Source organism: Bacteroides sp. 14(A) (assembly GCF_000526555.1).
GTDB lineage: Bacteria > Bacteroidota > Bacteroidia > Bacteroidales > Bacteroidaceae > Bacteroides > Bacteroides cellulosilyticus.
The window spans coordinates 1371628-1394664 of record NZ_JAGH01000002.1 but is presented as its reverse complement, the minus strand read 5'-3'; the positions used below and the strand labels follow the sequence as shown (position 1 = coordinate 1394664).

Sequence of the window (23037 nt, the reverse complement as noted above, 5' to 3'; positions counted from 1 at the left end):
ACATGAGAAGAATAACTTATATACTATCCTTACTCCTTTTGTCAACACTGACAAAAGGACAAAATCTGGTAGGATATGAGTACTGGTTCGATACAGACTATCCATCGAAAGTGTATACTGCCCATATTCAAGAACAGATATCCTTCGAAGCAGATGTATCCACATTCAGTCAAGGCTTGCACTATATCACCTTCCGTGCAAAAGACAGCGAAGGGAAGTGGAGTCCTCCCTTGACACAGTATTTCTATCGCACCAGCACAGACAACGGAGGAGACAATGCCCTGAATAGTTATGAATACTGGATCGATAAAGACATTACGAATAAAAAAACAACAGAAAGTACCAACGGAACAATCATACTTGATTTAGATGTCACTACTCTAACACAAGGAGTACACTATCTGAATTTCAGAGCGAAAGATAAACCCGGGCACTGGAGCAATCTGTTAACGCAATACTTTTATCGCACCAGCACGGATAACGGAGCAGATAATGCCCTGAATAGTTATGAATACTGGATCGATAAAGACATTACGAATAAAAAAACAACAGAAAGTACCAACGGAACAATCATACTTGATTTAGATGTCACTACTCTAACACAAGGAGTACACTATCTGAATTTCAGAGCGAAAGATAAACTCGGGCACTGGAGCAATCTGTTAACGCAATACTTTTATCGCACCAGCACAGATAACGGAGCAGATAATGCCCTGAGCAGTTATGAATACTGGATTGATAAAGATGTGACCAATAAGAAAACATCAGAAAGTACCAATGGAACAATCATATTCGATTTAGACGTTTCTTCTTTGGAGCGAGGTGTACACTACCTGAACTTCAGAGCAAAAGACAAACTCGGAAATTGGAGTAGCCTGTTGACACAATACTTTGTATGCCCATTAGAAAACATAACAAAAGGCAAGATCAGCAACTATGCTTATTGGCTAAACGATGACTTGAATACGTTGCAGACCGGAAACTTCACACCAACAGAAGTCCTCCAATGGGATGGCTTCCTCCTTGACATACCAGAAGCCATCATCCCGAAAACGATGCCGGAAAGCATTCAACTGACAAGCACAAGCAAAGAGGACGGAACAGCAACATTCTCTTGGACAAACGATGTGCAATTAAATCTTCAGTTTAAGGATGAAGCGGAACGATGGAGTGTAGCTTCTATCGACACCTTTGCACATACCAGTAAACAAACAATTGATGCAAAATTGTTGACTTTAAATAAAGGAAATAGCTTTCAAAAGCCTGTAAGCCGGGCATTAGAAACCATTAGCATTGATATCAACAAAGAAGACTCTGTCTACTGGAAAGCGGATCAACCCTGCATTCTTTCTGTCTTTAACCCGAAAAACGAGCTGGTATACACTCTCAGTGGTAGCGACATATTAACAGGTAAAAAAATTAAAACCGAAGAAAAAGGCACGTACTATGCTTTGTTGCACGATGCAACCCATGACGAGACTTACAATAAGGATGCCATCACCATTGTCTGTATCGGGCAAAACACCTCCGACACCATCCATGTGGAACCCGCCGGAACTTTACCCGAATTAGCAGGCGATCCGGAAGCCATCGTCAACCTGACACTAACCGGTTACCTCAACGGAACAGATATCAAATTCATCCGTAGTTTGAAGAACCTGCAACGACTCGACATCAGCGGAGCACGCATCGTGGAAGGTGGAGATAAATATTATCAGAATTATCTGACTGCCAATGATATTACCGGAGATTATATGTTCTGCAATCTGCCCAACCTGACACGCCTTGTACTCTCCAACCATACAACGAAGATTGCAACCGCAGCTTTAAGCAATTGTACCGGATTGACAGAAATAGAAATCCCCGCCAGCGTGACTTCCATAGAGAAAGCCGTATTCAACGGTTGCAATCAGCTATTACTGATAAACTGGAATGCACAAGCCGCCATCACCGCCGAAAGCTTTGATACGCCTGCCAAGATGGGGAATTTGTTGATCTTCGCTCCTGAAGGAACCGGATGTACTTATGAAGGCAACGTGGTAATTAACGGCATGGCAGAAAAGATTTCTTTGACTCATGGCAAAGGCTTCCGTTCTCCACAGGCATTCAAAGCAAAAGACATTACCTACAAACGTAACTTCAGCATGAAGTCCGGTAACAAAATCAATGCCGCCGGATGGGAAGCAATCGTACTGCCATTTGATGTACAAAGTTTCAGCAACGAGAAGCAAGGAGAACTGGCACCTTTCAACAGCGGAAAGAAAGGAGCCAAACCTTTCTGGCTGGCTCAGATGACAACCGATGGCTTTGAACATACCACTGCCATGAAAGCAAACAAGCCCTACATCATCTCACTGCCAAACAGCGAGTCGTATGAAGACGAATTCAACATCAGCGGAGAAGTACAGTTCCATGCCGAAGATGCCGACGGCGTAGAGGTTAAAGCTACTTCTTACAAAGAACTTGCCCGCATAGAAGGAAGTAATCGAATAATGGTTCCTGCTTATGAAACAGTATTCAAACACGATACGATATATGCCATTAACCCGGCTACGTATGAGAATATCGCCCCGGGTGGCGCATTCGTCCGTAACTTGCGCGATGTGCAACCCTTCGAAGCTTATCTGATTAGTAAAGAGGCGGCAGTCAATGCACCGAAACTTTACAGTATCGGAGGAATAGGAGGAGAAATCACCGGCATAGAAGAACTACCTTCCGACGCATTGGACGGCATAGAAATCTATGTCCGATATGGTGTTCTTTACATCAAGAGCGACCGCGAACGTACGCTTTCCATTTACGACACAGCCGGACACATGGTACGTCAGGTTGAAGTACAGGAAGGCACCACTGCTGTCACCGGATTGGGAAAAGGCATCTATCTGCTGGCAAGAAAAAAGATTCTGGTTCAATAAGTAAATTGTTTGTTAATTTAGAGAAAGGTCCTACACCATGATGAATGAGTGATAGGACCTTTATTATCGAATATACTCGATAATAACATATTCATTTTATCGAATATATTCGATAACTATTCGTATATTTGCCTGTCATCAATTACAAAAAGAGATATGGACAAAGACACCATCAAACGTTTAATCATTGAATATCAGCAATTTGTTGCTAATATTACATTAATAGAGCGTGAAATTCATCTATCTCATCAGTTGAACTATGTCTTCGTGGGACTCCGACGAGCCGGGAAATCCTATCTGATGTACCAACAAATACAAAGCTTGTTGAATGATGGACATCAACCGGAAGAAATTCTCTATTTCAACTTTGAAGACGATCGCCTGGTCAATTTGACTGTAGAAGATTTGGACCTTATCAAAGTTTCTTACGAAGAACTTTATCCGCATAAACCTATCTTTTTTCTGGATGAAATACAGATTGTGGAGCATTGGGAGAAATTTGCACGCCGTCTGGCCGACCAACAGTATCGCGTTTATATTACCGGCAGCAATGCCAAAATGCTGAGTGCCGAAATTGCTACTACACTGGGAGGGCGATATATAGTACAAAATGTATATCCTTTCTCCTTTTCTGAATTTCTGAAAGCTTCTAAAATTGAGATTGGACCAACATGGTATTACAAAAACCGTACAGAGATAGTCCGGACATTCTCCGACTATTTCAGTTATGGAGGTCTACCCGAATTAATGCTCATAGAAACAATAGAAAAACGGCAATGGCTCAGTAATCTATTCAATAAGATTTTCTTCGGTGACCTGATAACCCGTTATTCCATTCGCAATGACCTCGCTATGAAAGTCTTGATTCGTAAACTGGCTGAAAGTGTGAAACAACCTTCTTCTTTCAACCGTCTGACCAATATCGTTTCAACAACAGGCGCCAAAGTTTCAACGGACACCATTATCGATTACCTTAATTTCTTGCAAGCCACATGGCTATTCTTCTCACTTGAAAACTATGCCAGCAAATTAGTAGAGAAAATATCGAACCGGAAATATTATTTCATCGACAATGGGCTGCTGAACTTATTCCTAATAGACCCGGTGACCTCGTTATTGGAAAATATAGTTGCCATCTCATTAAAAAAGAAATATGAAGAGGAACTCTATTTTTATCAACAAAATATAGAAGTAGACTTTTACATCCCTACTGCAAAATTGGCCGTACAAGTATCCTATAGCCTAAAAGAAGAATCCACCCGTAAAAGAGAAACAGACGCTTTATTGAAAATAGCAGAAACACAAGCGGTAGAGACGTTACTCGTCATCACCTACGATGAAGAGGAGACTATTCAAAAAAACGGCATGGAGATAAAAGTTATCCCCATCTGGAAATGGCTGCTGGATACATAATTTTAAAACCTAATATTCAACCATTTATGGAACATCCTTTTTCCCAATTCAAATACTGCCCCAAGTGTGGCTCCGTGCATTTTGAAATCAACAATGAAAAGTCCAAACGTTGTGCCGACTGTGAATTCGTCTATTACTTCAACCCGTCTGCCGCCACCGTGGCACTGATAATGAATGAACGGAACGAATTATTAGTATGCCGCCGTGCCAAGGATCCGGCTAAAGGAACTCTGGATTTGCCGGGTGGCTTTATCGACATGGCGGAAACCGGAGAAGAGGGAGTCAGCCGCGAAGTAAAAGAAGAAACCGGAATGGAAGTGAAAAAGGCGGAATATTTATTCTCTTTGCCCAATATATATGTGTATTCCGGTTTCACCGTCCATACTCTGGATTTATTCTTCCGCTGTACAGTAACTGACACCTTGCATTACCAAGCAATGGATGATGCTGCAGACGTCTTCTTTCTGCCACTGAAAGATATACATACAGAAGATTTCGGACTGAGTTCCATCCGCAAAGGGGTAGGAATATTTCTGAAAGAAATGGGCGAATAATGATTCGCACAGACCACGGTATATCCTAAAAAAGCCAAACAAGTGTAACAAATTCGACTTAAAACCCGTACTTTTGTAAAAACGCGTTGCATTATGAAGAATAAACTCTCCCGAATACTATGCACGGCACTCTGCTGTGCACCTTTGCTCGCTACGGCACAGACCAGCGAGAATATCACTTCCCCTCAACGACTTTACCAGGAAGGACAGTCACTGTTCCAACAAAAAGCGTATGCAGCTGCCATCCCACCGTTGCAAGCATTCGTGCGCCAGATAGATGCAGAAGGCAAGCCCCTGCCTGTCGCAGGCGAACGGATGGAAGCCGAGTATATGCTGGTATGTGCTGCCTACGAACTAAAAGACCTTAAAAGTTTAGACAAATTGCAGGCCTATCTGGATGAATATCCTGATACACCCTATGCCAATCGCATTTATGCACTTATGGCATCCGTGTATTTCTTCGAAGGAAAATATGATGAAGCCATGGCTATGTTCAATTCTGCCCGTCTCGATCTGTTGGGAAATGAAGAACGCGACGATATGACGTACCGTCTGGCAACCTGCTATTTGAAAACAGGTAATGTGAAAGAAGCTGCCATATGGTTCGAAACTCTCCGTAGCACCAGTAAAAAGTATGCAGCCGATTGCACATACTACATTTCTTATATCCGCTACACCCAGCAACGTTATGACGAAGCAATGACCGGCTTCCTGTCTTTACAGGATAACGCCAAATACAAAGCGCTTGCGCCTTATTATATCGCAGAGATTTACCTGATTAAAAAGAATTATGATAAAGCGGAAATAGTAGCGCAGAATTATCTGTCCGCCTACCCGAATAATGAATATACAGCTGAAATGTACCGTGTTCTCGGTGATGCCGACTATCACTTCGGAAAGTATCACGAAGCCATGGAAGCATTTGAAAAGTATCTGGAAAACAATAAAGAGGCTGCCCCCTGTCGGGATGCACTCTATATGCTGGGACTTTCGTACTACAACTGCGGTGTATATTCCAAAGCGGCCAATACCCTCGGCGAAGTAACCGCTGAAAATGACGCACTGGTACAAAATGCCTATCTGCACATGGGGTTGGCTTATCTGCAAATGTCAGATAAGAACAAGGCACGCATGGCATTTGAACAAGCTGCTGCCTCCAATGCAGATATGCAAGTCAAAGAGCAGGCTGCTTACAATTACGCCCTTTGTATTCACGAGACCTCCTATTCCGCTTTCGGTGAATCTGTTACTGTTTTCGAGAAATTCCTTAATGAATTCCCGAATTCCCAATATGTAGACAAAGTCAGCAGTTATCTGGTAGAGGTATACATGAATACCCGCAGTTACGAAGCCGCCTTGAAATCCATCGAACGAATCGCTCACCCGGGCACTGCAATTCTGGAGGCGAAACAGAAAATCTTGTTCCATCTCGGTACACAGTCTTTTGCCAATGCACAATTCCAGGAAGCTATCGGTTACTTTAACCAGTCTGTAGCCTTGGGACAATATAATCTGCAAAACAAGGCGGATGCTATTTATTGGAGAGGAGAAGCTTATTATCGTCTGAACCGGATGCAGGAAGCAGCAAGTAACTTCAGTGAATATCTGAATCTTACTCCGGACAGAAATACAGAAACTTATGCACTGGCATACTATAATCTGGCCTACATAGCTTTTCATGAGAAAGATTACACACTTGCCCAGAACCGTTTCCTGAAATTCACACAACTGGAAAAAGGAGAAAATCCCACTGCACTCGCAGATGCTTACAATCGCATAGGCGACTGTTATCTGCACGCACGCCGTTTCGATGAAGCCAAGCAATATTATACCAAAGCAGAAAACATGGGAACTCCTGCAGGTGATTATTCTTTCTATCAGTTGGCTTTGGTTGCCGGCTTGCAGAAAGATTATGATGGTAAGGTTGCATTGCTCAACCGCATGGCAAACAAATATCCGTCTTCACCCTATACCATAAATGCTCTTTACGAAAAAGGCCGTTCGTATGTACAGACAAGCAACAGTCGCCAGGCTATCGCAGCATTTAAAGAATTGCTGGATAAATATCCCGAAAGCCCGGTCAGCCGTAAAGCCGCTGCTGAAATCGGCCTGCTTTATTACCAAAACGATGAATATGATCGCGCGATAGATGCTTACAAGCATGTAGTAACCCAGTATCCGGGTAGTGAAGAAGCACGTCTCGCCATGCGTGACCTGAAATCAATCTATGTAGATGCTAACCGCGTAGATGAATTTGCCGCCCTGGCAGCCAAGATGCCGGGAGAAATCCGCTTTGATGCCAGCGAGCAGGATTCTCTGACTTATATCGCCGCAGAAAAGGTATATATGAAGAGAGAGATCGCTCCTGCCAAATCAAGCTTTACCCGTTACCTGCAAAGCTTCCCCAACGGCGCATTCAGTCTGAACGCCCATTACTATCTTTGTGTGATTGGCAAAGAACAGAAAGATGAAGCCGCCGTATTGGAACATGCCGGCAAACTGCTGGAGTATCCGGATAATCCTTATTCACAGGAAGCACTCATTGCACGTGCGGAAATTCTGTTCAACCGTAAGCAGTTCGACCAGGCATTGAATGACTACAGACAGTTGAAAGCAAAAGCTACCACTCCCGAACGCCGCCAGCTTGCAGAAACAGGAATGCTGCGCAGTGCCGCCCTGATGCAGGATGACGTGGAAACAATCGCTGCTGCCACCGACCTGCTTGCCGAAACCAAATTGACACCGGAGCTACGCAACGAAGCCCTGTATTTCCGTGCCAAGGCCTATCTGAACCAACGCGCCGACAAGAAAGCCATGAACGACCTTCAGACACTGGCTAAGGATACACGCACACTTTATGGGGCCGAAGCCAAATACCTGGTTGCTCAACAACTGTATAAGGCAGGTGAATACACTGCTGCTGAAAAGGAAATACTCAACTTCATTGATCAGAGCACACCACACGCTTACTGGCTGGCAAGAAGTTTCGTTCTGCTGTCGGATGTATATGTAGCAATGGATAAAAAACTGGATGCACGCCAATACTTGCTGAGCCTGCAACAGAATTACCATGCCGACGATGACATCGAACAGATGATTAATGAAAGATTAGAAAAACTGAAGTAAAAAACCTAGTCAATTATAAATATGAAAAAGGTACAATATATATTCGGGGCATTGGCACTTATAACCATACCGAACTGGGTGCAAGCCCAAACGCAAGCTAAAGATACTACCCTGAGCCGCACGGTCGTGGTAGAACAAGAATACAATCCGGACATCATAGATGCTTCCAAAGTAAACGTACTGCCCAAGGTAATGCCGCCAACAGTCAGCAAAAAGACTGTGGAATATGATGCCACACTCGCACCTGCGGGAAATATCCCTGCAACTACCATGGAGGCGTATACAGGAGCTGAAAGCCAGGATAAGGCAAAACGCGGCTACGCCCGTCTGGGATATGGCAATTACGGCAACCTGGACGCTCGTGCCAACTATCTGTTCATCCTGCCTAACAGTGACAAACTGAACCTGAATTTCCACATGAACGGCATGGATGGCAAGTTAGATCTGCCTGATTCCAAGGATAAATGGGATGCACGTTATTACCGTACACATGCGGGCATGGATTATGTACATGCTTTCCGGAAAATGGACTTAAATGTAGCCGGAAACTTCGGGCTAAGCAACTTCAACTTCATGCCCGGCAGCACAAATAATAAGCAGAAATTCCTGTCGGGTGATGTACATTTCGGAATAAAATCAACCAGCGAAGAATTACCGCTTCAATTTCATGCCGAAACCAACCTGATGTTCTACGAACGCCAACACGATATACAATATCAGGATGCACAGGAAGTTATGGTACGGACAAAAGCCGGTGCAATGGGAACGATCTCCGAAGAGCAGTTTGTTGGAGTAGATCTCTCCATGGACAATACGTTCTACAAGAACAATCTTTTTGAAGATTATACCTCTGTGGAATTAAATCCCTATTATCTGTATCAGAGCGAAGACTGGAAAATCCGTCTCGGCGCTCACGTGGATTTTGCATTCGGATTTGGCAAGAAATTCCGGGTAGCACCGGACGTGACAGCCCAATATATCTTCTCTGACAGTTACATTCTCTACGCCCAGGCTACAGGCGGACGACAGACCAATGATTTCCGCAAGCTAGAAATGGTTTCACCTTATGGCCAAAGTAGTACACAACTGGATGCCACCTACGAACAGCTGAATGCCGCTCTCGGCTTCAAAACCAGTCCGGTAACAGGTTTATGGTTTAATATTTATGGTGGATATCAGGATTTAAAGAATAACCTTGCTTCTGCAGCAATTGCGAACTATAGCGGTTCATACCTTCAATTGCTCCAAGGAAATATGCATAACATATATGCAGGCGCCGAAGCCAGCTACAGCTATAAGGATATTATTTCCTTCACCGCTTCGGGCATTTACCGTGACTGGAAAACTGCTAAGACAGAAAATAACAGCGGAGACCAGCTACTCTATTACATGCCTTCTTTCGAAGCAAACTTCAAGGTAGACATTCGTCCGGTTTCTTCTGTCCTGATCAACCTCGGTTATCAGCATATCACTCGTGAGAAGATAGGCAACGAGCGTGTAGATCCGGTTGGGAATCTATACCTTGGCGGTAGCTACGAAGTCTTTGAAGGCATATCAATCTATGTCCGTGCAAACAATTTATTGAACAAAGACTACCAATATTACCCGGGATATCCCACAGAAGGTATCAATTTCATGGGTGGAGTGAGTTTTCGTTTTTAACAAATTGCGTGGCAAAAAAAGTCATTTTTGCTAAAAAAGAATATATTCTCCACATATTATAAGGTGGAAACAATTGTTTTTTTCTACTTTTGCGGGCAAATTCAGTGGCAGGAGCCACTATAAAACAGAAATTTATGCCAAAAAACCTTGTCATTGTCGAGTCACCGGCAAAAGCAAAAACAATTGAAAAGTTCCTGGGAAAAGATTTTAAAGTTCTTTCCAGCTATGGTCATATACGCGACTTGAAGAAGAAAGAATTCAGCATTGACGTTGAAAAAAACTTTGAACCGGACTATGAAATTCCGGAAGATAAGAAAGCACTGGTTAAGACACTGAAAGCTGAAGCTAAAGATGCTGATACCGTATGGTTGGCTTCCGATGAGGACCGCGAGGGAGAAGCCATCGCCTGGCACTTGTATGAAGTACTAAAACTGGAACCGGAACATACCAAACGTATCGTATTCCATGAAATTACCAAAACCGCTATACTGAAAGCTATCGAGCAACCACGCAATATTGATATCAATCTTGTCAATGCCCAGCAGGCACGCCGCATTCTTGACCGTATTGTAGGTTTTGAACTTTCTCCCGTATTATGGAAAAAAGTGAAACCCGCACTCTCTGCCGGACGTGTACAATCTGTAGCCGTACGGCTCATTGTAGAGCGTGAACGTGAAATACATGCTTTCCAAAGTGAAGCATCTTATAAAGTCACTGCTGTTTTCCTTGTTCCCGACACTGACGGAAAACTCGTTGAGATGAAGGCGGAACTTGCACACCGCCTTAAGACCAAAGCTGAGGCGCAGAAGCTCCTGGAAAGCTGCCAATCGGCAATATTTACCATTGAAGATATTACAACACGTCCGGTAAAGAAGAGCCCGGCTGCACCGTTCACGACTTCTACTTTGCAACAGGAAGCCGCACGCAAACTCGGCTTCACTGTAGCACAAACGATGATGGTAGCTCAACGGTTGTATGAATCAGGACGTATTACTTATATGCGTACCGACTCCGTAAACTTATCGGAACTCGCCATCAACGGCAGCAAAGAAGCCATTGCCAATATGATGGGAGACAAATATGTACATCCACGCCACTTCAGCACCAAGACCAAAGGAGCACAAGAAGCGCATGAGGCTATCCGTCCCACATATATGGAGAATGCACAGATAGAAGGTAGTGCACAAGAAAAGAAACTATACGATCTGATCTGGAAACGTACCATTGCTTCTCAAATGGCAGATGCCGAACTGGAAAAGACAACAGCGACCATCAGTATAAGCAATACATCCGAGGCTTTCAGTGCCACGGGAGAAGTTGTGAAATTCGACGGTTTCCTGCGTGTATACAGAGAATCTTATGATGACGATGTGGAACAGGAAGATGAAACTCATCTGCTGCCACCGTTAAAGAAAGGTCAGAAGTTAGAGTATCAGAACATTACTGCCACTGAACGCTTTACACAACATCCACCCCGCTATACAGAAGCAAGCTTGGTGCGCAAACTGGAGGAATTAGGGATAGGTCGTCCTTCTACTTATGCGCCTACGATCTCTACCGTTCAACAACGTGAGTACGTAGAAAAAGGAGATAAAACAGGTGAGGAACGTTCATACAATGTAATTACTCTGAAGAAAGACAAAATCACAGATGCCACCCGTACTGAGATCACCGGAGCAGAAAAAGCAAAACTGCTACCTACAGATACAGGTACAGTAGTGACTGACTTCCTGACACAGTACTTCCCCAGCATCATGGATTACAACTTCACAGCCAGTGTAGAAAAGCAATTTGATGAGATTGCCGAGGGAGATACAAAATGGACGACTATCATGAAGACGTTCTATAAAACCTTCCATCCATCCGTGGAAAGTACTCTCGCTGCCAAAAATGCACACAAGACTGGAGAACGCATATTGGGAGATGATCCTGTTAGCGGCAAGCCTGTAAGCGTCAAAATCGGACGTTTTGGCCCTGTAGTACAAATTGGAAGTGCTGAAGATGAAGAAAAACCCCGCTTCTCTCCTTTAAAGAAAGGTCAATCCATCGAAACAATCACTTTAGAGGAAGCAATGGAGCTGTTTAAGTTACCTCGTACCCTTGGTGAGCATGAAGGCAAAACGGTTACTGTCAATGCCGGACGTTTCGGGCCGTACATTTATTACAGCGGAACTTATACTTCACTTCCCAAAGGCGTAGATCCGATGGAAATAGAATTGGAAGAGGCTTTGGAATTAATAAAAGAAAAAGCGGAAGCAGAAGCAAAGAAGCACCTCAAGAAGTTCGACGAAGAACCTGAGCTGGAAATCATGAACGGAAGATATGGCCCTTACATTGCTTATAAAGGCAGTAATTACAAAATCCCAAAGGATATCGTTCCGGAAGATTTAAACTTGGACGCCTGCATGGAAATCATCAAATTGCAGAGCGAGAAAGCTGCATCAGCTCCAGCTAAACCGAAACGAGGAAAATATACCAAGAAGAAAGCATAAAAGGATTATAAAGCAATCAGCCCCGGCATGACCAATACATTCCGGGGCTGATTATTTTTATAGATAGCTATTTTTACATTCTATCCGGCACTTCAATACCCAGCAAGCCCATGCTGATACGAACTACCTTCGCTACGTTTTCCGACAAAGCGAGACGGAAAACTTTCACAGCCTCATTCTCTTCACGCAGAATACTAAAATCATGATAGAACTGATTGTATTCTTTCACCAGGTCATAAGTATAGTTGGCAATAATAGAGGGACTGTAATCCGTACCTGCCTGCTTCACTACAGCAGCAAAGTCGGCTACCATCTGAATAAGGCCTTCTTCTTTCTCACTCAACTCAATACCAACAGGAATTTCAGCCGGAATTACAATACCGGCTTCAGCAGCCTTACGCATTACAGATTGAATACGCGCATACGTATATTGAATGAACGGACCTGTATTTCCATTAAAGTCAATTGACTCTTTCGGATTGAACGTCATATTCTTACGGGCATCTACCTTGAGGATGAAATATTTCAAGGCGCCCAAACCAACAATACGAGCGATATTGTCAGCTTCTTCCTGAGACAAGCCATCCAGCTTGCCCAATTCATTAGAAGTTTCTTTGGCAGTACTAATCATTTCTTCCATCAAATCATCAGCATCTACCACTGTGCCTTCGCGGCTTTTCATCTTACCTTCGGGCAATTCTACCATACCATAAGAGAAATGTACGAGACTCTTTCCCCACTCAAATCCAAGCTTGTCAAGCAGAATGGAAAGCACCTGGAAATGATAGTTCTGTTCGTTGCCTACTACATAAATCATCTTGTCAATAGGATAATCAGCAAAACGTAATTTAGCTGTACCTATATCCTGAGTCATATAAACAGAAGTCCCGTCAGCACGTAGTAACAACTTATGATCCAAACCTTCAGCAGTAAGGTCAGCCCATACGGAACCATCTTCTTTTTTATAGAAGAACCCCTTTTCAAGACCTTCCATCACCTTCTCTTTCCCTTCAAGATAGGTATTTGACTCATAATATATTTTGTCAAAACTCACACCCATTTTACGGTAAGTTTCATCAAAACCTTCATACACCCAGTTGTTCATTTTAGCCCAAAGCGCACGCACTTCCGGATCATTAGCTTCCCACTTCACCAGCATTTCGCGGGCTTCATTCATTAGAGGAGAAGCGGCTTCAGCCTTTGCTTTAGCTTCTTCTTCCGTCGCACCTTCAGACTGAAATTTAGCCATCAATTCCTTCACTTCAGCTTTATAGTGCTTATCAAAAGCTACGTAATAATCGCCTACCAAGTGGTCCCCCTTCTTTCCGGATGATTCGGGTGTTTCACCGTTACCATATTTGGACCAGGCCAGCATGGACTTACAAATATGAATACCACGATCGTTGACAATATTTGTTTTTACCACTTTATTGCCATTTGCCATCACAATGTTGGCTAAAGCATTACCCAGAAGATTATTACGTACATGTCCCAGGTGAAGTGGTTTGTTGGTATTGGGTGAAGAGTATTCGATCATCACCAACGGAGAATTATCCGTGGCAGCAACAATACCGTATTGCTTATCAACATGAATGTCATTCAACAATTCAATCCAGGCGGAAGAAGCGATAGTCAGGTTCAGGAAACCTTTGATCACATTGAATGCAGCTATCGAAGGCTCGTTAGCTTTCAGGTATTCGCCAATCTCCTGTGCTGTCTGCTCCGGTCCTTTCTTCGACATGCGCAGGAAAGGAAAAACTACCAGCGTGAGGTGTCCCTCAAATTCTTTCTTGGTTTTTTGCAGTTGCACCTGTGCGGCAGGCACGTCCTGTCCATACAGCGCTTTCAGTCCGTTGATGACGGACGCTACCAGTTTATCTTCTATATTCATGATTTAAAAGTATTTTCCGGGTGCAAAGATACTATATTTTGGCGAATTACGCGTTGCATCTGTACGGATAATAAAAAAGGAGACACCTCATAGCGCCTCCTTTTCTATTTTTCATTCATAGCCTTCCTTTATTCGATGGCCAAAGTCAACTCCATACCAGGTTTAAACTTAGCAACTCTCTTTGCAGGAATCGTAATGCTCTGTTTGGTAGAAGGATTAATGCCCAGACGTGCTGCTCTCTCTGCTACAACGAACGTACCGAAGCCAACCAATGATACTTTGTCACCAGCCTTTAGGGCTTTCGTGATTGCTGCCATGAAAGCATCTAATGCTTTCTTAGAATCCGTTTTTGTCAAACCGGACTCTGCCGCCATAGCGTTGATAAGTTCTGACTTATTCATAATACTAAAATTAAATAATTAATATGTTACACAAAAGATATCCGCATTAGTCATTCACAAACCTCTACAAAAATAGAGCAATATTTCTGAATATCAAATAAAAACATTAAAAAAAGATTGGATTTTGGCGAAAAATAAAGAATAGAAAGGCCTTTTTCTGTTATAGAACAGAATTTATTCGTATTTTTGCGACTCATTGAACGAAATAACAGATTATGAATGCTATACCAACAGTTACTAAGAACCTATTAATCATTAATGTACTGGTCTTTCTTGCGACCATTGTTGCTCAAAGTTATCATCTTGATTTAGCCCGTTATCTGGGACTTCATTTCTTTCTTGCCGATGACTTTAACGTAGCGCAACTTATCACATACATGTTCATGCATGGAGGTTTCACACATCTTTTCTTTAACATGTTTGCCGTGTGGATGTTTGGTCGCATACTCGAACAAGTATGGGGACCCAAACGTTTTTTATCTTACTATATGATATGTGGTATAGGTGCAGGCTTAATCAGCATGCTGGTAACCTACATACGCATTCAGGCTGCAAAGACCGGAATGAGTCCGGAAATGATTAACACCGTATATCAGGAAGGCGCTCAAATCATACGGGATAATATGAATTACACCTATCCGCCCATGGCAAATCTGAATGCTCTCTTAAACGGAGTTACCGTAGGAGCTTCAGGAGCCGTGTATGCCATTTTGCTGGGCTTCGGAATGCTGTTCCCCAACCAGCCGCTATTCATATTTCCGTTGCCGTTTCCGATAAAAGCCAAATACTTTGTTATCGGATATGCACTGATTGAACTGTACGCTGGTTTTGCCAACAATCCTAACGACAATGTAGCGCACTTCGCACACTTGGGTGGTATGATATTCGGTTTTATACTGATAATGTACTGGAGAAAAAAAGATAGAGGAAATGGGTACTATTATAACTGACCTTAAAGAAGCTTTTCGCAGAGGGAATATTTATATCCAGCTGATTTATATCAACGTAGCTGTTTTTGTAGTCACTACGCTGACGGAGGTAATTCTGCAATTATTCAATCGCAGCCTCGGCGGTGTGTTTGAATGGTTGGAATTGCCTGCTTCACTCACACAGTTCATCATACAGCCATGGTCACTGTTCACATATATGTTTATGCATGCAGGATTTTTACATATCCTGTTCAACATGTTGTGGCTATACTGGTTCGGAGCACTATTCCTAATGTTCTTCTCGGCCAAACATCTGCGCGGGGCGTATATCTTAGGAGGTATTTGCGGTGGATTATTGTACATGGCAGCCTTTAATATCTTCCCGTATTTCCGCCCGATGGTCGATTATTCATTCATGTTGGGGGCATCCGCTTCCGTGCTTGCTATCGTAGCTGCTACAGCGTACCGCGAACCTAACTACCCCATCCGGCTGTTCCTCTTTGGTACGATACGGTTGAAATATCTGGCACTGATTGTCATCGGTACGGATTTACTGTTCATTACATCCAGCAATGCGGGCGGACATATTGCCCACCTGGGTGGTGCATTGGCCGGACTCTGGTTTGCTGCCGGACTCAGTAAAGGAAAAGATATCACTGCCTGGATTAACAAAATTCTAGATGCTATCGTTTCACTGTTCAGCTTCAAGCCCCGCAAACCGAAGATGAAAGTTCACTATGGTAACAGCCGTCAGAAAGACTATGACTACAACGCCCGCAAGAAATCTCAATCCGAAGAAATAGACCGTATCCTCGATAAACTGAAAAAATCAGGATATGAAAGCCTGACCACAGAAGAAAAGAAAAGTCTTTTCGATGCGAGCAAACGATAGTACAGAAAAATGGGAATAAAGCATATTGGTAAATTCGTAGCCTATCTGATTTTAGCGGTTAATATTTTCTTTATAAGCTTGCTGCTTCTCACCGCTTACAGCCCGCACATCAAGCCGGTTGCTCACCCCGTAGAGTCCTGCTTCGGGCTGACATTTCCTATTTTCCTGGTGATAAACATCTGCTTTTTCATTTTTTGGCTTATTATCCAAAAGTATAAGTTTGCACTTTTTCCACTGGTAGCATTTCTTTTATGCTATTCACAAATACGAACTTATTTCCCGCTCAATTTCCACACAAGCAAATTACCTGAAAACAGTTTCAAGGTTTTGTCATATAACATCATGGGCTTCGACGGAGCCGTCAAAAAAGATGGCGAGAATCTCATTCTGAATTATCTGAAGAACAGCGGAGCAGATATCTTATGCCTGCAAGAATACCAAACGATAGAATCTCCCCGGTATCTCAGCCAGAAAGATGTGGAAAAGGCTTTAAAAGATTATCCCTATCATAACATCCAGATAGTGGGAAGAGGAAGCGGAAAAGGCCACACCAACCGGATAGCCTGCTACTCTAAATTCCCTATTCTTTCATCCCGTACACTGGACTATGCCAGTGAATACAATGGTTCAGTGGTTTATGAACTGAAAATGGGAGAAGATACCGTAATGCTCATCAACAATCATCTGGAATCTAACAAGCTGACTAAAGAAGACAAAGTAGTCTACGAAAGTATGCTCAAATCTCCTGAAACGGAAAAAGTTAAAAGCGGTGCACGCCTGCTCATCCGCAAGCTGGCAGAAGCATCCGCCATTCGTGCCCCACAAGCGGACAGTATCGCTCAGGAAATCGCAGCGTCACGATACCCTTATATCATTGTCTGCGGCGACTTTAACGATACTCCCATTTCTTATGCACACCGGGTCATTGAAAAAGGATTAAATGATGCTTTTACCAAGTCCGGCCGCGGGCTGGGTATCTCTTATAATCAAAATAAATTCTATTTCCGGATAGACAATATTCTGGCAAGCAAAAACCTTAAACCTTATAACTGTACGGTGGACCGTTCTATAAAAGAATCCGACCATTATCCAATCTGGTGTTATCTGAAGAAAAAAGATTGAAAACGAATCAATAATTAATACTTTATACCTAATACTTAAAACTTATGTTTAAGAAGTGTATTTTTATTTTAGCTACAAGTTGTATGATGTACTCCTGTACCACACAGACGGAAACTAATCCGTTCCTGACTGAGTTCCAAACCGAACATGGCGTACCGCCTTTCGATAAAATCAAACTGGAACATTATGAACCTGCCTTTCTGAAAGGCATTGAAGAGCAAAATGCAAATATCGATGCAATAGTGAACAACTCCGAAGCGCCAACCTTTGAAAATGTAATTGTTGCTCTTGACAATAGTTCCCCGATACTGGACCGGGTTAGCGCCATCTTTTATAACATGACGGAAGCAGAAACAACAGATGATCTGAAAGAATTATCTATTAAACTCGCCCCGACATTGTCCGAACATAGTGATAATATCTCACTGAATCAGGATCTTTTCAAGAAGGTTGATGCTGTATACCAACAGAAAGATGCATTGGGACTGACTACCGAACAACAACGCCTGCTGGAAGAAACCTACAAAGGTTTTGTCCGTTCCGGTGCAAACTTATCCCCTGAGAAACAGGCACGCTTGCGCGAAGTCAACAAAGAACTGTCTACATTAGGTATCAAATTCAGTGATAACGTGCTGAATGAGAACAACGCTTTCAAACTTTATATAGACAAGGAAGAAGATCTAGCCGGACTGCCCGACTGGTTCCGTCAAAGCGCCGCTGAAAAAGCAAAAGAAGACGGACAAGAAGGCAAATGGCTGTTCACATTGGGTAATGCCAGTCGTCTTCCATTCCTGCAATACTCTGAAAATCGTCCGTTACGCGAACAAATGTACAAGGCCTACATCAACCGCGGCAACAACAATGATAAAAACGACAACAAGAAGAATATTACAGACATCGTAAAACTGCGTCTGGAAAAAGCACAATTACTGGGCTTCGACTGTTATTCTAATTTTGTTTTGGATAATACGATGGCTAAAAATTCCACAGCTGTTATGGACTTCTTAAACAACCTGTGGAGCTATTCATTGCCAAAAGCAAAAGCCGAAGCTGTTGAATTGCAGAAAATAATGGATAAAGAAGGCAAAGGTGAAAAACTGGAAGCGTGGGACTGGTGGTTCTATACAGAAAAACTCCGCAAAGAGAAATACAATCTGGAAGAAGACGAAATCAAACCTTACTTTAAGTTAGAAAATGTACGCGAAGGCGCTTTCGCTGTAGCTAATAAGCTTTATGGGATCACTTTAACGAAATTGGAAGGTATCCCCGTATACCACCCTGATGTAGAAGTTTTCGAAGTGAAAGATGCAGATGGCTCACACTTGGGTGTTTTCTACGTAGATTATTTCCCCCGTCCGGGTAAGAGCGGCGGTGCATGGATGAGCAACTATCGCGAACAACAAGGTGCCATCCGCCCGTTGGTATGCAATGTATGCAGCTTCACACAGCCCGTAGGCGATATGCCTTCATTGCTGACTATTGACGAAGTGGAAACACTGTTCCATGAATTTGGTCATGCCCTGCACGGATTGCTGACAAAATGCAACTATAAAGGTATTTCCGGCACAAACGTAGCACGCGACTTCGTTGAGTTACCTTCGCAAATCAATGAGCATTGGGCTACCGAACCTGAAGTATTGAAAATGTATGCCAAACATTATCAAACCGGTGAAACTATCCCCGACAGCCTTATTGAAAAGATTCTGAATCAGAAAACCTTCAACCAAGGTTTCATGACCACCGAATTACTGGCTGCTGCCATTCTGGATATGAATCTGCATAATCTGACAGATACCCAGAACCTGGACGTATTGGCATATGAGAAAGAGGCCATGGACAAACTGGGGCTTATTCCGGAGATAGCTCCACGCTATCGTACCACCTACTTCAACCATATCATTGGCGGTTATGCTGCCGGCTATTACAGCTATTTGTGGGCAAATGTATTGGACAACGATGCTTTCGAAGCTTTCAAGGAACACGGCATCTTTGACAAAAAGACAGCCGACCTCTTCCGGAATAACGTTTTGGAAAAGGGCAACAGCGAAGATCCGATGACTCTTTACAAGAACTTCCGCGGAACGGAGCCACAACTGGAACCGATGTTAAAAAATCGCGGAATGAAGTAAAAACATTCCTATACGGAGGGAGTTAATTCTTTATCATGTGCAAATATTTGAGTTCCTTTTACTTCCGAATGTGAAAAAAAAACTATATTTGCAGCCTTGTACGCAACAGAAATTAATTAAAAAAGTAATCATAATAAACTAAAAGTAACATGCAAAACAAAGGATTTGTAAAGGTTTTTGCGGTATTGCTCACACTGGTGTGTGTGTTCTATCTCTCCTTTTCTTTTGTGACTCGCCATTATACCAATAAGGCTAAAGAGTTTGCAAAAGGCGATGTGAAAGTAGAGCAGGACTACCTGGATTCTCTGGCTAATGAGAAAGTATTCTTCGGCAATTGGACACTGAAACAGTGCCGAGAGATGGAAATCAGTTTAGGTTTGGACTTAAAGGGTGGTATGAACGTCATCCTCGAAGTTTCCGTTCCCGATGTAATCAAAGCATTGGCGGACAACAAACCCGACGAAGCATTCAATCAAGCATTGGCTAATGCTGCCAAACAGGCTATTAGCAGCCAGGACGACGTCATTACGTTGTTTGTGAGAGAGTATCACAAAATTGCTCCGGACGCACGTCTTTCCGAGCTTTTCGCCACTCAACAGTTAAAAGACAAAGTTAATCAAAAGACCTCCGACGCGGAAGTAGAAAAAGTACTGCGCACGGAAGTAAAAGCCGCCGTTGACAACTCATACAACGTACTCCGTACTCGTATCGACCGTTTTGGTGTGGTTCAGCCCAACATCCAAAGTCTGGAAGACAAGATGGGACGTATCATGGTGGAGCTTCCGGGTATCAAGGAACCGGAACGTGTAAGAAAATTACTTCAAGGTTCCGCTAATCTGGAGTTTTGGGAAACATACAATGCAAAGGATGTTGCACCTTATCTGCAAGCTGCTGATAACAAACTGCGTAGCATTCTAGCCAATGAAGCACCTGCTGACAGTGCAGCTGTTGACAGCACCGCTGCTCCGGTTGTAGCACAAGCTACCAGCACCGCCGACAGTCTTGCCGCTGCATTGAAAGGTGAAAACAAAGCACAATCCGTCGATCTTGCACAAATCAAGAAAGAACATCCGTTGCTGGCTGTACTGCAGGTTAATTCCAGCGGACAAGGTCCTGTTGTAGCTTATGCTAATTACAAGGATACTGCCGACATCAACAAATATCTTTCCATGAAAGAAATTCAAGCCGAACTCCCGAAAGACCTTCGTCTGAAATGGGGTGTTTCCGCTTACGAATATGATCCGAAAGGACAAACTTTCGAACTTTACGCTATCCGCTCAACCGAACGTAACGGACGCGCTCCGCTGGAAGGTGATGTTGTTGTAAGCGCTAAAGATGAATACGATCAGTTCGGTAAACCTGCCGTAAGTATGTCAATGAATACAGACGGTTCACGCCGCTGGGCACAGTTGACTAAACAAAACATTGGTAAGAGCATCGCTATCGTATTGGACGGCTATGTATATTCTGCACCGAATGTAAATACTGAAATTACAGGTGGTAACTCACAAATCACGGGTCACTTTACTCCCGAACAGGCAAAGGACTTAGCAAACGTACTGAAATCCGGTAAGATGCCGGCTCCCGCACGTATCGTTCAGGAAGATATCGTAGGTCCGTCTTTGGGACAGGCTTCTATCAACGCCGGTGTATTCTCATTCATCGTAGCATTGATACTATTGATGATTTATATGTGCTCCATGTACGGTTTCATTCCGGGTATGGTTGCCAACGGCGCATTGGTACTGAACATGTTCTTTACAATGGGGATCCTTTCATCCTTCCAGGCGGCCCTGACAATGTCCGGTATTGCCGGTATGGTGTTAGCTCTGGGTATGGCTGTGGATGCGAACGTGTTGATCTATGAACGTACAAAAGAAGAGTTACGCGCAGGTAAGGGTGTGAAAAAAGCCCTCGCAGACGGTTATTCTAATGCATTCTCCGCTATCTTCGACTCAAACTTAACGTCTATCATCACGGGTGTTATCCTGTTTAACTTCGGTACAGGTCCTATCCGTGGTTTTGCCACGACCTTGATTATAGGTATCTTGATTTCATTCTTTACCGCTGTGTTCATGACACGTCTGGTATATGAATACTTCATGAATAAAGATAAATGGCTGAACCTGACTTTCTCTTCCAAGATCTCTAAGAACCTGATGACGAATGTACATTTCGACTTCATGGGTAGAAATAAGCAATGGTTTACAATTACAGGCATTATCCTTGTTATCTGTATCGGTTCACTGTTCGTACGTGGCTTGAGCCAGAGTATCGACTTCACCGGTGGACGCAACTTCAAGGTACAGTTTGAAAACGCCGTAGAACCGGAACAAGTACGTGAGTTAATCGCCAGCAAGTTCGGTGATTCTAATGTAAGTGTAATTGCTATCGGTACCGATAAGAAGACTGTACGTATCAGTACAAACTACCGTATCGAAGAAGAAGGTAACAATGTCGATTCAGAAATCGAAGCATATCTGTATGAAACGCTGAAACCGGTATTGACGCAGAACATCACGCTGGAGACATTCATCGACCGTGAAAATCACACAGGTGGCAGTATCGTCAGCTCACAGAAAGTAGGTCCGAGTATCGCAGATGATATCAAGACTTCGGCCATGTGGTCTGTAGTTCTCGCTCTTATCGCCATCGGTCTCTACATCTTGATCCGTTTCCGCAACATTGCATATAGTGTGGGTTCCGTAGTTGCACTGACCAGTGATACATTAATGATTCTTGGCGCTTATTCATTGTGTTGGGGTTGGATGCCGTTCTCTCTTGAAATTGACCAGACATTTATCGGTGCTATCCTTACGGCTATCGGTTACTCTATCAATGACAAAGTGGTAATCTTCGACCGTGTACGTGAATTCTTCGGCTTGTATCCGAAACGTGACAGAAAGCAATTATTCAATGATTCGTTGAATACGACTCTGGCACGTACAATAAATACTTCATTGAGTACATTAATCGTGCTGCTGTGTATCTTCATCCTTGGTGGTGACTCTATTCGCAGTTTCGCATTTGCAATGATTCTCGGTGTTGTAATCGGTACATTATCTTCTCTGTTCGTTGCATCTCCTATCGCATATATGATGATGAAGAACAAAAAGATTGTTGAGCCTGCTGTTGAAGTAGCAAAATAAGAACTATATAGTAACAAAACAAAAAGGGAAGCCGAATAAATGGCTTCCCTTTTTTGTTTTGTAGTCCCGAGGGGAATCGAACCCCTATCTAAAGTTTAGGAAACTTCTATTCTATCCGTTGAACTACAGGACCAAAAACATTTGCGGTTGCAAAGATAAAGCATTCTCCCGATTTAACAAAGGCGAACGAATCTTTTATCGAGAAGTTAAAGAAATACAGTCTACACAAGATTTTATCAAAGTGTCAACCTAAATCAGCTACAAACAGTAGTATATTGGTGATCCAATCTTACATTTAGTCAACAGTTAGGCAACTAAAAATAAATGATAATATGCAACTTTTATTCGTTCAAGTCAGACAC

13 protein-coding genes and 1 tRNA gene are annotated in these 23037 nt (G+C 43.1%); 11 read left to right on the top strand and 3 right to left on the bottom strand.

Annotation, left to right across the window (positions count from 1 at the left end):
* Positions 1 to 2: 2 nt before the first annotated feature.
* The 6 genes from K429_RS0112570 (at position 3) to topA (ending at position 12162) form a co-directional block, all read left to right on the top strand.
* Positions 3 to 2915, top strand: coding sequence for a leucine-rich repeat protein (locus K429_RS0112570; RefSeq protein WP_081750877.1), 2913 nt, complete (start codon positions 3 to 5; stop codon positions 2913 to 2915).
* Positions 2916 to 3071: 156 nt separating this feature from the next.
* The gene (locus K429_RS0112565; protein WP_007219380.1) at positions 3072 to 4328 is read left to right on the top strand and encodes an ATP-binding protein; all 1257 of its coding nucleotides are present in this window, start codon (positions 3072 to 3074) and stop codon (positions 4326 to 4328) included.
* Positions 4329 to 4354: 26 nt separating this feature from the next.
* Positions 4355 to 4882, top strand: a complete 528-nt coding sequence (locus K429_RS0112560) for an NUDIX domain-containing protein (protein ID WP_007219379.1) — start codon at positions 4355 to 4357, stop codon at positions 4880 to 4882.
* 93 nt (positions 4883 to 4975) lie between these two features.
* On the top strand, positions 4976 to 8008 hold the full coding sequence (locus K429_RS0112555) for a tetratricopeptide repeat protein (RefSeq protein ID WP_026367142.1): 3033 nt from the start codon (positions 4976 to 4978) through the stop codon (positions 8006 to 8008).
* Positions 8009 to 8029: 21 nt separating this feature from the next.
* Positions 8030 to 9670, top strand: a complete 1641-nt coding sequence (locus tag K429_RS0112550; protein WP_026367141.1) for a TonB-dependent receptor — start codon at positions 8030 to 8032, stop codon at positions 9668 to 9670.
* 134 nt (positions 9671 to 9804) lie between these two features.
* The gene (gene topA, locus K429_RS0112545) at positions 9805 to 12162 is read left to right on the top strand and encodes a type I DNA topoisomerase (protein WP_022210546.1); all 2358 of its coding nucleotides are present in this window, start codon (positions 9805 to 9807) and stop codon (positions 12160 to 12162) included.
* Between the two features lie 73 nt (positions 12163 to 12235).
* Here the strand turns inward: topA and argS are convergent, their stop codons facing one another.
* Together argS and K429_RS0112535 are read right to left on the bottom strand one after the other, a co-directional pair.
* The gene (argS, locus tag K429_RS0112540) at positions 12236 to 14053 is read right to left on the bottom strand and encodes an arginine--tRNA ligase (protein WP_007219375.1); all 1818 of its coding nucleotides are present in this window, start codon (positions 14051 to 14053) and stop codon (positions 12236 to 12238) included.
* A gap of 128 nt (positions 14054 to 14181) precedes the next feature.
* Complete coding sequence (locus tag K429_RS0112535) at positions 14182 to 14454, bottom strand: HU family DNA-binding protein (protein ID WP_007211844.1); 273 nt, start codon at positions 14452 to 14454, stop codon at positions 14182 to 14184.
* Positions 14455 to 14669: 215 nt separating this feature from the next.
* On the opposite strand from K429_RS0112535, the gene K429_RS0112530 reads away from it, so the two are divergent.
* The 5 genes from K429_RS0112530 to secDF all read left to right on the top strand — a co-directional run bounded on the left by K429_RS0112530 (position 14670) and on the right by secDF (position 22675).
* A complete protein-coding gene (locus K429_RS0112530; RefSeq protein ID WP_007211842.1) occupies positions 14670 to 15404 on the top strand; it encodes a rhomboid family intramembrane serine protease in 735 nt (244 codons plus the stop codon).
* Positions 15385 to 16275 (top strand): rhomboid family intramembrane serine protease, encoded by an 891-nt coding sequence (locus K429_RS0112525; protein WP_007211841.1) that lies wholly within the window; start codon positions 15385 to 15387, stop codon positions 16273 to 16275. The genes K429_RS0112530 and K429_RS0112525 overlap by 20 nt, the downstream gene beginning before the upstream one ends.
* Positions 16276 to 16290: 15 nt before the next feature.
* Positions 16291 to 17397 (top strand): endonuclease/exonuclease/phosphatase family protein, encoded by a 1107-nt coding sequence (locus K429_RS0112520; RefSeq protein WP_026367139.1) that lies wholly within the window; start codon positions 16291 to 16293, stop codon positions 17395 to 17397.
* Between the two features lie 44 nt (positions 17398 to 17441).
* Complete coding sequence (locus tag K429_RS0112515; RefSeq protein WP_007219374.1) at positions 17442 to 19526, top strand: M3 family metallopeptidase; 2085 nt, start codon at positions 17442 to 17444, stop codon at positions 19524 to 19526.
* Between the two features lie 149 nt (positions 19527 to 19675).
* Positions 19676 to 22675 (top strand): protein translocase subunit SecDF, encoded by a 3000-nt coding sequence (gene secDF, locus K429_RS0112510; RefSeq protein WP_007219373.1) that lies wholly within the window; start codon positions 19676 to 19678, stop codon positions 22673 to 22675.
* Between the two features lie 61 nt (positions 22676 to 22736).
* On the opposite strand, the gene K429_RS0112505 is transcribed toward secDF, so the two are convergent.
* A tRNA-Arg gene (locus tag K429_RS0112505) sits at positions 22737 to 22808 on the bottom strand.
* Positions 22809 to 23037 lie beyond the last annotated feature (229 nt).